Raw genomic sequence first — 13,342 nt, 5'->3', positions numbered from 1 at the left:
GCGCATGAAACAAGGAATTTATAAAGTTTTAAAAAGCAAAACGTGGGACACTTTATGGCTCATTATTGGGATCACTTTGGTCATTGCTAGTACTTATTACAGTTATAGCGGAACCCTTGATCTCCTTCTCGTCACCTCTTTTATTGGCGGTATTCTAGGTATGGTGATCGTGTTGCTCTTCGCTAATCAATATGGGAAAACTGCCAGTGGTTTGGGTGTAGTTGGAGCTCTATTCGATACGTTTAATAACTATAAATTTGGCTTGTTAGGGAATGTTTTCGTAGGTATCTATTGCGCTGCTCTGTACTTAAAAGGCTTCTTTACGATGGGAAAAGAAATTGAAGTCACGAAAGTCACGAAATCCAATTTATATATTTCAGTCATCATTGCTTTGGTTGGTTCTGTTGTTCTCTACTTCTATGGCGGTACGATTCTGCCAGGTGATGCACCCATGTGGGTCATCGTGCTTAACGTTTTGGTTTTCTTAGTCCAAGTTATTTCCCAATATTTGATGGTAGAAGGAAAAGCTATTTCTTGGATCGGTTGGATTCTTGCTAACTTTATTAACTTAGCTTTGCAGATTTATATTATTGTTCAAGGCAACAGCCCAACGGCAATGATTTACTTATCCATGACCATTATGTATCAACTGAATTCCATTAAGGCAGCTATCCTATGGTTCGGATACGGTGAAGAGTAGAGCCTGTACACTTTGTTGAAGTCGGTGGCAAAATGTTTGCGTTCCTTGGTTTTGTCACCGAGAAAACGAGTAATCTTAACGATGTTGAATAATCGTGAAATTACCGATCACAGGAAGCGGAACTGCTTTTCCACTCACAGCATTCATAACACCGATGATGAACAATATAAGCATACACATTCCATGCAATGGTACTAGCATCCACCCGAAAAACGGGATTAGGGTAAGTATGAAGTTCACCCCAACTGTGCAAATGAGCAGAATCAACCCCTGATTTGCGTGATAAGTCGCATACCGGGAGTCTTTTGCAACAAGCAAAGGAATGAAGAAGAGAATATACCCCACAAGCGCAATGTATTTATTCGTATTAATATCCTGCTGATCAAATCTGTCGTCCACTTGATCACCTCTTTGATTATGATTCATCCTTATTTATGTATGTTAGTAGATCACTAGATATGTATAATTACGCAATCAAAAAAGACCTGCACATCGGTGCAAGTCTCTTATCAACAAAGCAAGTTTAAGTAAGCACAAACTTGATTTCTTCGTTCTGACAATCGACTGTCAGATTCTTATCATTCAGGAACCACACATCATTTTCTTCCATGAAAAATGTGATCTCGCCTTCAACGTGGGAAATTGCCATGCGGATCGGGTTATGTCTGGAAATGCCGAATGCAAAAGCATCCTCCCCGCCTCCACTGTAACGTACAAAAATCCGAACGTGTTCACCTGATTGATATCCCCAGACATCCTTAAAGCATGCAACTGCATCTTTGGTCACCGTAAGATTCACCACGAAACACCTCTTTTCTATCTTTATTCAGAAGGCAAAATAAAAAACGCCATAGTCCTATTATGGCGTTTTTTTGTTAGAAATCCAATATGTTTCCTTACGGTAGATCGATCAGCATGAATACAGCACCAGAAGAAGACTGTAACTTCAGTAGGGTTTCCTCTGTTATACGGGCGGAGTCGCGCTTGCCAAGTACGGACGTGTCGTTGATGGTGATAGAGCCTTCTGTTACAAATACGAAGGTACGTCGGTTTTCTTTTTGTACAAAATCGATGGTTTGACCTGCTTCAAGCTCACCCATATAAATCGTTAAATCTTGATGAATATGTGCAACATTCGGACCAGATTGCTTGGATACGACAGGCAGCAGATTATTTTTCATTCGGGATAGGTCAAAATCCGTTGTCTCATAAGATGGCTCTAGACAATTACGTTCTGGCATGAACCATAATTGTAAGAAATGGACTTCGTCATCGCCCCCGTTCATCTCCGAGTGCATGACACCCGTGCCCGCGGACATCCGCTGTACTTGACCATATGTCGTTACCGCCGACTGACCTGTGCTATCCTCGTGCTTGAGGTGACCGCGAAGAACGATGGATACGATCTCCATCTCACGGTGTGAGTGCTTTCCAAACCCGTGATGCGGCTGTACGACATCATCATTGAGTACACGCATAACACCAAAGCTCATATTATCAGGATCGTAATAATCGGCAAAAGAAAAACTGAAGTTGCTTTTTAGCCAGCCATGGTCGGCTGTGTATCGTGATGTAGCTGGAAATAATTGAATCATTGTTGGAATCCCCCATTCTATATGAGCGTGTTCAAAAGTCTGATCACTGCGGGGAAAAGAAGCACTTCCGGTCGCTGTTGAAATCGTGAAATTTGATTAGATTATATGGTATTTTCACGATTTCAAAGGCGAACACTTCGTTCCTTCAGTTGCTTCTTTTCTCCTCCGTTTGACTTTTTAAACACGCTCTATATGTGTAACAAATTATTTATCTTATAGCAGTGCGTCGATGGAATATGCGCCTGCTCCGGTCAATGCAACACCAACTGCAACCGCAACGAGCACTAAGTTATATTCATACCCATTTGCTGTTACCCATAATCCATTCTTCATGTGTACTTTAACAATTGCGCCCAACATGGCAAGAACGATCAATGCCGCGGCAACCCATGTGAACAAACCAGCAGCGAAGAACAATCCACCGAGCAGTTCCATGAGACCTGCAAGAACAGCCATCATTACCCCTGGCTTAATGCCGACGGATTCCATCCAACCGCCTGTTCCCTTCGGTCCATATCCGCCAAACCAGCCGAATAGCTTCTGTGCACCGTGCCCTACAAATAGTAAACCAACAACCAAACGAATAATCAATAAACCTGTGTCTAACATGATATAAATTCCTCCTCAAAATTTGTATGATTCCAACTAACTATCTTTAAATTAAGATATGTGATCGAAAGTGATTAAATGCCTCTTCTACTCTGCTTCGAAATGACCTTGGCGCCTTCCGGTCATTCGTGTACATTGTGCTTGAATATTTATCTTTAATTCAAGATTCTTTAATTTAAACTAAATATACACCATCACTTACTTTTCGTCAACAACTAATTTTGAAAAGTTTTCTTGGGTGGAGAGTGATCATCGTCCTTCCATCGCTGTTGAAAACATGTTCCCTTTTTGAATAGAAGGATGCCTAGGGTTGGAACATGTTTTCAAAGGCGAGCGCTTCGCTCTCCAGGACGATGATCACTCTCTGCCTAAATGAAGCTCAAACCTTCCCAACCACCGACGACCTGACAAGTGGTTAGGAGCATCGGCATGCTCATCTTATCCATGGGGATGTCATCGCATTCCTACTCAGCATGTTCCTTACGAATCGAATCGTAACACTACTTGCGAAACTTAAAGAAGAACTGAAGAAAGTGAAAAATCGACAGTTTTCCGGTGTGCAATGGGTGAAATCTGGTGGAGAAATTGGTGCCAAACCGAAATTTTTTAATGAATTTCGGGCTATATTAGAGGGCAAGGTGGCTAGCCTTTAACACATGAATTTCCCGATTTGTCGCGATTATACTTTTGGGTTTGATTTCCTTCCCACCGTCTATATCGTAGTAAGGTATCCTACAATTACAATAGATTTTGAAAAAACGACAAGAAAACGAAGATAACAAAAAACAGGTTAATCATGGTGGTATCTGACCATAATTAACCTGTAACTGTAACGCTAAAGCGTTATTTAGGGTATAAAATTCAAGCATTGATGTGCGTATAACCAAATTGAAGAAAACTTTATAGCGGCATTGCAAGGGTTATGTGTGTCATTTTTACAATGGTAGCTTCAATCGGCACTGTGTGGGGGTAAAGAAAGACCTTGAGGATTTTTTACCCTCACGGTCAAAGTATATTATTTTTTCCAATCAGCCATTAAAGGATTCTTGGTTAAATCAATGCAGAGAACTTGGCTATACTCTAAAAAATTCTTGTATAAACTCTCAAACATTGTTAAAACTTCGTCTCTTTCCATATGGATAGTACTTGGATTGGGTATCCAGTTTGTTCGACTAACACAGGTTACTTTTACCAAGCTACTATCTTCTTCAAACAAAAGCTGTCGTTCAATGCCTTGTTCATAGAAATCCAATTGGAAAGAATATTTACCTTTTCTTATTTTTTCTAGAACGTTCGGGATTTGTTCAATGATTGTCGCTAAATCAGTTCTACAATCAACAGGCCATTTCTCTTGCCCAAAACCGGAAACAAAAAATGATACAATTTCTGACGATTCAAAAACCTCACATATACTAATTATTATCGCCACTACATCATCTAATTCCAATTCATACATTAACAGATCCTCTTCGGTTATTCCCTTTTCCAATGACCCTTCTAAGATTAGCTCCATCCTGAAAATTTTGATTCAACCCTTTCATGGTTAATGAAATCTTATGGAATAGGATAAGCAGTCTTAACACCTGATGCGGAAGGAACAACAATGACCTTTCCCTTGAACGTATCTTGCGTAGTAAATCTACCATTACTTGCACTATACCATCTTGCAGCGTAATCTATTAAGCCGGTTTTCGCATCTAGCATTTTACCTGTATATCCTACAGTTCCATTTTTCCAATTAATTTAATGGATCTTGGATCTGTATCAAAGTAAGCGTCAAACAGTTCATTGGTTTTCATTAGTAACAAGGTTTCTGTGCAATGTGTATTAAGAGCTGTCACTTTTATAAATAATCGCAACGGAATTTAGAATTTACGATTAATTAGTAAGAAAATCCCACTAACTATAATAATTAAAATCCCAAGTATAAAGGTCACCAAAGGATAAATGTTAGGAAAGATGATGCTGGGATAGTACATTAAGATATCAGATTTAAATCCAACCGGTTGTTGGGATCGCTGTAATAATTTCACACCTAACAAATGTTCTCCTCTATCAAGGTAAGAAAATACTTCTTCATTCATTTGCCCATTTTCATTAATGTGTATAACTCTCCATTTTTGCTTTTCAACTATTTTACCTTGAGTTAAGTTTTGAACGATCGCTATCTCCTCATGATTATCATCAGTATTTTTGACTCTGAACGTATAATTCCAATATTTAAAATGTGAATCATTTTTATATAAAAAGAGCTCCTGTCTTACAGGAGTTGACTCCACTGTTTTATCAACTTTTATAGTTATATTAACTAGCCTACTCTCATTCTTTACTGTCGGAGGTCCAGACTCTATGTCTTCTGCCAGAAACTCAATATTATGCTGTTTAAATTGAGTTGAGGCTATTAACCATTGGCGTTCCGAATTTTTGGAGTTCTTCATATCAACAGACATAACCTCAATTTTGAATTTTGATGATATGTTTGCATCGATCAACATTTCTTGCGTTATAAAATATATTGGATATATTGAAAAAATAACCAAAGCAAGGCCGAAATAAACAACACTTTTCAAATGAATCCCCCTTTTTCCTGAAAGGAAAAATAAAACTACGATGGTTAGTCACACGGTGGCTTTGCTTGTTACGCATTATCACTAACTATTGGGAATTTATCTATTTCGTAAACATAAATAATATGAGGATTATATTCCGTTTTGTAGATAACTTTTCCAAGGTAAACATCCTTATAGCCAAGTTCTCTACTACTTCCTACGCTGTATGTTAATTTTTCAATTTCACGCCCTGCCGAGCAGATTAAGTTTTTCTTGGAAAAATCTACTTTGGGTAGGGTTATACCATAACCGTTGTTCCTATTATAATTTTCGTAAACACTATCATTTTGAAAAGTCCACCAGCCTCCAGAGGCTACCTTTTTAGTTGTCTGTAATCGCGTAATTTCTATTATCTTAATCTCTTTGGCTGTAAATAAAGGCTTGTACCAGATGAAATAACCCAAAAACATCATACCAACAATTATTAATGTTACTAAAATTACTAGAAAACGTTTTATCATCACTACCTCCCTGTATATGGATTTATATAAAATTGTTCTTGATCGAACGATTTCCAAGGGGTGTAATCTCCTAATATATTCCAATACCCTAAATTACCATCCCATGCAGTAACCATCTTAATATCATGGTGTTTCATAAAAGTTATGGCTAGATTATCTCCATAGTCAATAATACCACCATCTCATGTAAATAATGATAATTTATCCATTGATTTCTTATCCAGATCTCCAATAAACAATGCGTCAGTGCGCGATGCAGTGGACTTTCTATCTTCATGTGTAGTAACATATGACCATTTGAATAACCGTCAACCTGACACGTAGTGAGGAGCATCCGTATGCTCATTACGAATCGAATCGTAACACCACTTGCGAAACTTAAAGAAGAACTTCTTGCAATTTCTCGCGCCATTGTGGAACGTTGTCGCGGAGAGATCATCGTACATAACTTAGACGAGCTTACTTTATCCCCTTCCCCAGCTTCACACACATCGCTACGAGCTGTTCGAATCATATTCGCTTCTGCATCCTTTAGGGCTTCTTCAAGAGTTGTTACACCCGGTACGATGGAGAACAAGGCATCAATGCCACGCTCAAAAGATGCCCTTCAACAGCAAATAATTAAACTTCCGAATCGGGTCGATTACATTTCTCCCATTGTCCAAGCAGTAACGCTCTTTCAGTTCTTCGTACACAAAGGAGAAGTCAACCCGTTCATTTATTTGACGTAACATGTTGTCTTTAGGAATGATCAAATTATACAGAAAAAAGGTGCAATCTTCTCAAAAGTTTTGAGTGACTGCACCTTGTATATGAGGGTTACTCAGTTATTACCCTTTTTCTCAATAATCGAGAACAAGGTAATTTTCTGCGTAGCCAAGAGCTTACGCTTGCCTTGGAATTCATCGTAGATTTTAATTGTACCTGACTTATAGGTATCTTCGTTCATGAAGGTACTCGTATTCGGAATAGTAAAGGAAAGTTGGCCTTTACCCACCTTCATGACGCTACCGCCGTCTTTGCCACTACTCGCGGGTGAATCGAATTCATTCACATTATATGACTTCTCGAAGAAGTTGAACCTACTTTCATCTTCGATGGAGATAACGAGATTATGACCTTCAGTACTTACTTGCGCAAGCTTGCTTTTCGCAATTTCGTAGTCAAGCTTGAAGGAGAAGTCGTGCACTTTACTGCCCGTATCCAGATTGTTGAATTTTATCGTGTACGGATAAATATCCACTTGCTTGATGTCCTTGGCTACCGCCGTTTTCTCATCTGGCAGCCACATACCAACAGGATTGATGTAGCTATCTGCTACGGCCTCTCCCTCGGTTAATTTATCGCCTGTTACGGCATCACCTAGGACGAGATGCAAGGAAGATGTTATGTAACCAAGTGGAATCTCGCTCCAAATTTCGAGTATCGCTTTACCTCTCGGACCTACCTTCCCCTTCGCAACAGACACTTGTGTTGGGAATACTTCGCCTTCTTCTGTTCGGAGGTAAGCCACAATTTGTGAAAGGTTCGTAGGACGTTTCTCTAAGTTCTCTACTTCGACCTGCGCAGCAAATATTTCACTATGTGTCCCCATATAGCGATTCACAGCATTCACAACATAACTGGCATGACGTACGCTGAGTCCATTTTTAGTCGTCTTATAGATATCGCCTGCACGATAGAATGGGATTCGTGGCAGCCCGGATCGGTCTGAGAATGCCAGAACATCAACAGACTTCGCATCCACAGCACTGGATGCTTTTTCTTGCAGCACAAGTTTAATCGTCTTGAATTGTTGATCAATCGGTATTTTCCCTACAACTTGTAACGTCTCACTGCCCTCTGGTGCGATTTCAAGCGTACGTGAAGTTTGAATGACATTGACTTTCACTTTTGCTTTGCCATCAAGCACATAATAAGCCTCAAGTTTCGGCACGGGAAGGGAATGATTCTTGTCGTCATTGTAGATTGTCACATTCGTCGTGATAACATCTTGATCCTCCCATGGCACGCGGTACATACTGCCCTGCTCACCCTTGTACATCCCTGAGTTCGTACAAAACATAAGCTGCTTATCTGTACCCTCGGCACTTTGCTCAACACCGGCTAGTTCGAATGCCGCAATAGGCACATTAAGCTTGGCTGCCTCTGAATGTTCGGCTACAAGCAGCTGCCAGCCTTCTAGGCTTACAGATGCCGGGATCAAACCTGCTAAACGCCACTTGACTGTAGTATTCGGATTAATACTCTGCAGCTCATCTCTTCTTGAAATCGGATAGGTCGAGCCATCTTTAGTACGGATAAAGAACTGATATTCCGGTGGTATAACAGCTGCATGACCCCTGTTATCCAAATCTATGAATAGGTTCGAGATGTAACTCTCACCGCTTTTCACCATATGGAATTTCGAGACAGACATCTGAATCATTGTGTCGCCAATGAAGACGGCCTCACTTCCTCCATCTGCTGCTACACCTGTGAAATTCTCAGGAACAGTCAGGGCTCCTTGGCTTGCTTCGTATTTGGGCTTACTGAAGTCCCATTTGATGATCTCTACAGATAGGCCATTCAGATTCACTTTGCCATCTGCCTGCGCATAGTAGGTAATGTCCTGCGTAGCGTTCGCAGCTAGTCTCCGCTTGGTCTTATCCTGTGGGGCAATTCGAGTAAGATAGGTCTTACCAGAGGCATCTTTGAGCCGAGCCATGTAATCACTTAGTACAATAGATCCACTGCTATCATTTTTAACGGTTACGGTGAAAGCAACGGTACTGTTACCTTTTTGCGGCAGCAGCCGAATATTTTTCAAAACAAAGGAAACTGAATCTTGTCCAGCCAAGGAAGCAACCTCCGTGATCAGATTAGGTGCTGAGCCTTCCGATGACGCCCAAGCAGATGGTACTGCCAAAGTAAATACGAGTGTCGTCGTTAATGCAAGGTGGGTTATTTGGAGGCCGATTCTCTTTTTCATACTACACCCTCTCTTTCTCTATCCATTATTCTCCGAGGTACGTATTTACTCTATTTTGGATGATCTTGCTTACATCTTCAGCCGATTTCTGTCCGTTCATGTAAGCTTCAAACTCCTCCATCACGATGGACTCGACTTTAAAGTCTCCTGTACGTTTAATACCTGCAGATGCAATAAGCTTTCCCACGGCCAGGATTTGTTCCTCTACTTGCTTCTTATCTGGTTTACCCTTTGGCAGTTCCAACTTTCCGCTCATGATCTGCTCTTTCATATCTCCCAATTGCTTCTCAAGCACTTTTTTAGATAAGGGTAGACCTTTCATATCCGGAGAAGATTGCATCTCATCGGATAGTAGAAACTTCATGAATGCCCATGCTTCTTCTTGAACGTTCGACTTGCTGTTGATCCCTAAAGTCAAATAAGTCTGGAACAAGCCACCTTTGGATTTTCCATTTGCTGTTGGTTTCAGATACAACTGGTTATTCGGAGTCAGTAGAGTCGTCAACGCTTGCTCTGGATCGTAAAGACCTGACTTGGCAAATAACGCCTTACTGTAGTCATACGTAAACTCTGCTTGGAGCACGCCTTCCTCATACAAGGATTTAATTTGGCGCATCATATCGCGGAAGACATCAGAATCGAAGTTCCCCTTTCCTTGCTTCACGAGTTCTGCGTAATTATCTGCCACATATTCGGCGATTAATTGATTCGGGAACACATTAACGAAGGCAAAATGATCATTTCCTGTATGCTCCCTCAACTTCTTCGCAATATCGCGGAACTGTTCCCAAGTCCAAGAATCGTCCTTAATCGTGATGTTCGCTTTGTTCAACAGCTCTGTATTACCTGAAATGGCCTCAAGTGTAAAGTTGAATGGCATTGCATAAAGCCCATCTCCATTTTGCGAAAACTTCAAGATGTTCGTGTAATACTTATTGCTGTCAAAAGAAGCATCTTTCTTCATGAGATCATTAAGGTTGACTAGCATTTTTTTATCGACGAATTTGTCTTGCGGCAAATCCTGCATCGCAATGATGTCGGAAGCTTTACCCGATATCGCCTGTGTCGTTACCGTCTGAATGAACTTCTCCATATCTGCCTGCGAATTCGCCGCACTCATTGCGTTACCCTCGGACGCACTTGTTGCCATATGCTCTTTGATTTCGATATGAATGTTAGGATGAAGTTCTTGGAATTTAGCTGCTGCTTGTTTTAATAATGGGTCTGCGTGCATCACTGCAATAGTGACGGTTTTGGTCTCTTTGGATAATGAACCGTCTGCGGATGGTTTACCCCCGCCTGTACATGCAGTCAAGACCATCATGGCTGTAAGTATGAGAATTGCGATTATTTTCCTCACTTTAGATCACCCTTTTTTTATTGTAATCGAACGCGATTGCCTTCTTGCAGGGGTTCACTTGTCTCGATGATGATCTCATCTTTGGCGCTAATGCCAGATAGGACGATGATTTCGTCACCGCTAGTTTCTCCCGTTGTGATGTACGTTTTTTTAACAGTATAGGTATTGCCTAATGCACTTTTATTCTCTTGAATGATAAAGACGTAGCTTCCTTTGCTATCTTTTTTCACCCATGATTTTGGAATGACTAATCCTTGTTTTTTGGCTTGCTTCTCTAAGGAGACATTCGCCCGTTCACCACCGATGAAGTCTCCTCCACTTACAGTGACGACGACTTTTTTCTTCGGCTCGGCTTGTTCATCTGCTCCATCCGAAGCACCACCAGCAGGCGTATCTTTACTCGACTTCGACTTCATGTCACCGCCTCCACTGCTCTCGGCAGCATCCTTGAAATCAGAAATTTTCCCTTCACCTTGTGCTAATTTCTCTCCTTTCGTATCAAATTTAATGACCTCGCCGATATCAAGATGACCTGCTGCATCTGCATCAATGGTGAAGGAGAATTCAAAACCATCCTCATTCTTCATCATCGTAAATGCAGGTTGCCCTTGACCTGCGTTCATACCTTCCGTCAGATTCACATTGATAATTCTTCCATCAAAAGGAGCCGTAATCGAGCCTTTCTTCACCAGATCCTTGCGCATACTCGCGATTTTTCGCTGCGCAATTTCCATATCCAGCTCATCACTTTCCAAATCACGCTTTGCTTTCGTAATGACTTCTTCATTGCTCTCTTGTTGGGCGGTTATATATTGTTCTTTTAACGCGTCACGGTTCAAGTTCATTTTCTTAAACCGCGCTTCCTCATCTAGTAACGCCTGGCTTGCTTCACTCGTATCGAACGTCGCGAGAACTTGACCTTTCTTCACGACGTCATCTTTTTTCACCTGAACCTTCATTACTTTCGCACCACTTTCACTTGGTAAATCGGACTTGTTTTTTGCTGTTATCGTCCCACTTCCTTTAATGGTATGTGCTAAGCTTTTCTTCTCCGCCTTTCCTGTTGTTACTTTCGGCAGCATCGCTGTCTGAAAGGTGTTACTGAATAACGTCAAGCCTGCCAAAAGGAGAAAGAACACAGCAAAAGCTATGATCTTCAGGCGCTGTCGATTGGCTACCATTGACTAATCCCCCTTCTCATTACCCTTTAATACCCGAAAGCTGTATACCTTCAATAAAGTACCTTTCTGCACACAAAAACAGCAGCATCATCGGCACCATGTAAACGACAGAAGCCGCAAAGGCAACGTCGAATGCTTCTTTCTGAATCCGTGATAAGAATACGGACATCGGCTGTAATTCCGCATCTTGCAAGAAGATAAGCGGCTGCTCCACCATGTTCCAGTGATCAGCAAACAACAAGACGACAAGTGCTGCAAGCCCTGGCTTTACCATAGGTACAATAATGGTCCAGAACGTCCGCAAATACCCTGCTCCATCCATCTTGGCAGCTTCCATATAGACCGATGGAATATGAAGCATGAACTGGCGCAATAGAAACACTCCGAAAGCAGCGAAAATACCAGGGAATATAATCGAACTTGGGCTGTTCAATAGACCTAATCGGTCAACCATAATATAGTTAGGCACCAAGGTAACTTGGAAAGGCATCAACATCGTAATCAAATAGATGAAAAAAATCGTGTCTCGACCCGGAAAGTTCAGCTTACCAAATGCAAATGCAGCAAGTGCAGATACAGCAACTTGTCCGATAATAATCGGCACGACCATGAAAACCGAGTTCCAGAACATGTGAAGGAACTGCGGTGTGGAAACAAGCACTTTAGCATATTGAGCAAAAGAAACCCAATCCGGAATCCATTTTAAATTGACAAACTCATTTGTAGTTTTGCTTCCTAGCATGCTGTAATTCGCGACAATTTCACGTTCAGACATGAAAGAATTAACGAATGTAAGTACAACAGGTACTAAAAGCAGGGCAGCGATTACGAGCAAAATAATTGTTCGCAGCGCAGGCATTATATGTTCTTTTCTCATCACTACCTCCTACTACTCCATAAATGACCGGAACGACTTCTCGACGCGGAACAAGATGAAAACAAGAACAAGGATACAGATCGCCATCAGCGTCGCTGCTGCGGAAAGTTTTTGGATATCAAGCGATAGGAACATGTTGTTCATATAATGCTGCAGCAAATAGATACTGTCATGAGGATAAGCTCCTGCAACTAAATACGTCTCCCGGAATACTTTAAATGAATTTAAGATCGACATGAGAATAACTAAAATAGTTGAAGGTGTTAAGTACACCAATGTAATTCCAAAAAATCTACGAGTAGGGCTAGCGCCTTCTATATTCGCAATTTCATAATATTGATCTGGAATATTTTGTAAACCCGCTAAAAACAAGATGATGTTGTACCCCACGTTTTTCCAGACATAAATAAGAATGATGACATACTTCGCATAGTCGGATTTCATCCAATCGATACGCTCGAACCCCATGTAAGTAAGGAGTGCGTTAAAGGAACCATTCCAATCAAATAAGATTTGCCAAATCAGTACAATTGAAGCGACCGGCACAACGAGAGGCAGTACATAAGAAGTACGCAGCCAGTTCCGAATAAAAACACGTTGATTCAGTAGTAACGCAAGTCCTAAGGACAAGACCACAATAATCGGCACGCTCGTGAGTGTAAACCAGAATGTGTTGCTAGATGCCTTTTGAAAGGATGAGCTCGTGAACAAGTCTTGATAATTAGCAAACGTCAGGCCGCCAGTGCCGAATTCATCCATAAAGGAGTTAAAAACACTTTGACAAAAAGGAATGATATAAAAGATCGAAAATCCAACTAGACTCGGAGCTATGAAGCACAGGGCTGCAAGGATCTCCTTCCGTGCTAGAGGTTTAGTTCTCATAAAGTAACGCCTCCATAGGTAAAAAGCTGAGTTGGAGAAGCCGCAACAACTCGATATTCATATATTGTACAGATGACCTCTGGCAAAACTTTGGAAG

Annotated in this window: 14 protein-coding genes and 1 pseudogene; 1 reads left to right on the top strand and 14 read right to left on the bottom strand. The window is 41.1% G+C overall.

The window, feature by feature from the left end:
• Positions 1-4: 4 nt before the first annotated feature.
• Complete coding sequence (locus ACSBOP_RS02550) at positions 5-700, top strand: nicotinamide mononucleotide transporter (protein WP_442602930.1); 696 nt, start codon at positions 5-7, stop codon at positions 698-700.
• A 75-nt stretch (positions 701-775) separates the two neighbouring features.
• Here the strand turns inward: ACSBOP_RS02550 and ACSBOP_RS02545 are convergent, their stop codons facing one another.
• The 14 genes and pseudogenes from ACSBOP_RS02545 to ACSBOP_RS02480 all read right to left on the bottom strand — a co-directional run bounded on the left by ACSBOP_RS02545 (position 776) and on the right by ACSBOP_RS02480 (position 13,245).
• Entirely contained in the window at positions 776-1,099 is a 324-nt protein-coding gene (locus ACSBOP_RS02545; RefSeq protein WP_442602929.1) for a hypothetical protein, read from the bottom strand.
• Positions 1,100-1,223: 124 nt separating this feature from the next.
• On the bottom strand, positions 1,224-1,499 hold the full coding sequence (locus ACSBOP_RS02540; protein WP_442602928.1) for a HesB/YadR/YfhF family protein: 276 nt from the start codon (positions 1,497-1,499) through the stop codon (positions 1,224-1,226).
• Between the two features lie 97 nt (positions 1,500-1,596).
• The gene (locus tag ACSBOP_RS02535; protein ID WP_442602927.1) at positions 1,597-2,295 is read right to left on the bottom strand and encodes a pirin family protein; all 699 of its coding nucleotides are present in this window, start codon (positions 2,293-2,295) and stop codon (positions 1,597-1,599) included.
• 213 nt (positions 2,296-2,508) lie between these two features.
• On the bottom strand, positions 2,509-2,904 hold the full coding sequence (locus ACSBOP_RS02530; protein ID WP_442602926.1) for a DoxX family protein: 396 nt from the start codon (positions 2,902-2,904) through the stop codon (positions 2,509-2,511).
• A 1,015-nt stretch (positions 2,905-3,919) separates the two neighbouring features.
• The gene (locus tag ACSBOP_RS02525; RefSeq protein ID WP_442602925.1) at positions 3,920-4,360 is read right to left on the bottom strand and encodes a hypothetical protein; all 441 of its coding nucleotides are present in this window, start codon (positions 4,358-4,360) and stop codon (positions 3,920-3,922) included.
• A 98-nt stretch (positions 4,361-4,458) separates the two neighbouring features.
• Complete coding sequence (locus ACSBOP_RS02520; protein WP_442602924.1) at positions 4,459-4,608, bottom strand: hypothetical protein; 150 nt, start codon at positions 4,606-4,608, stop codon at positions 4,459-4,461.
• 161 nt (positions 4,609-4,769) lie between these two features.
• The gene (locus ACSBOP_RS02515) at positions 4,770-5,474 is read right to left on the bottom strand and encodes a hypothetical protein (protein WP_442602923.1); all 705 of its coding nucleotides are present in this window, start codon (positions 5,472-5,474) and stop codon (positions 4,770-4,772) included.
• Positions 5,475-5,542: 68 nt separating this feature from the next.
• Complete coding sequence (locus tag ACSBOP_RS02510) at positions 5,543-5,974, bottom strand: hypothetical protein (RefSeq protein WP_442602922.1); 432 nt, start codon at positions 5,972-5,974, stop codon at positions 5,543-5,545.
• A gap of 596 nt (positions 5,975-6,570) precedes the next feature.
• Positions 6,571-6,738, bottom strand: a pseudogene (locus ACSBOP_RS02505) (IS5/IS1182 family transposase); the annotation flags it as partial.
• Positions 6,739-6,797: 59 nt separating this feature from the next.
• Positions 6,798-8,945, bottom strand: coding sequence for a hypothetical protein (locus ACSBOP_RS02500; RefSeq protein WP_442602921.1), 2,148 nt, complete (start codon positions 8,943-8,945; stop codon positions 6,798-6,800).
• Positions 8,946-8,970: 25 nt separating this feature from the next.
• Positions 8,971-10,305 (bottom strand): ABC transporter substrate-binding protein, encoded by a 1,335-nt coding sequence (locus ACSBOP_RS02495; RefSeq protein ID WP_442602920.1) that lies wholly within the window; start codon positions 10,303-10,305, stop codon positions 8,971-8,973.
• 17 nt (positions 10,306-10,322) lie between these two features.
• Positions 10,323-11,486, bottom strand: a complete 1,164-nt coding sequence (locus ACSBOP_RS02490; protein ID WP_442602919.1) for an efflux RND transporter periplasmic adaptor subunit — start codon at positions 11,484-11,486, stop codon at positions 10,323-10,325.
• A gap of 19 nt (positions 11,487-11,505) precedes the next feature.
• Positions 11,506-12,363 carry a carbohydrate ABC transporter permease gene (locus tag ACSBOP_RS02485; protein ID WP_442602918.1) on the bottom strand — a complete coding sequence of 286 codons (858 nt, stop codon included), beginning with the start codon at positions 12,361-12,363 and terminating at the stop codon, positions 11,506-11,508.
• Between the two features lie 12 nt (positions 12,364-12,375).
• Entirely contained in the window at positions 12,376-13,245 is an 870-nt protein-coding gene (locus ACSBOP_RS02480; protein WP_442602917.1) for a carbohydrate ABC transporter permease, read from the bottom strand.
• Between the last annotated feature and the right edge of the window lie 97 nt (positions 13,246-13,342).

This window comes from Paenibacillus sp. KN14-4R (assembly GCF_052180255.1).
GTDB lineage: Bacteria > Bacillota > Bacilli > Paenibacillales > NBRC-103111 > Paenibacillus_AM.
The sequence above is the reverse complement of the archived record's forward strand: the minus strand, read 5'-3'. Positions and strand labels throughout refer to the sequence as shown.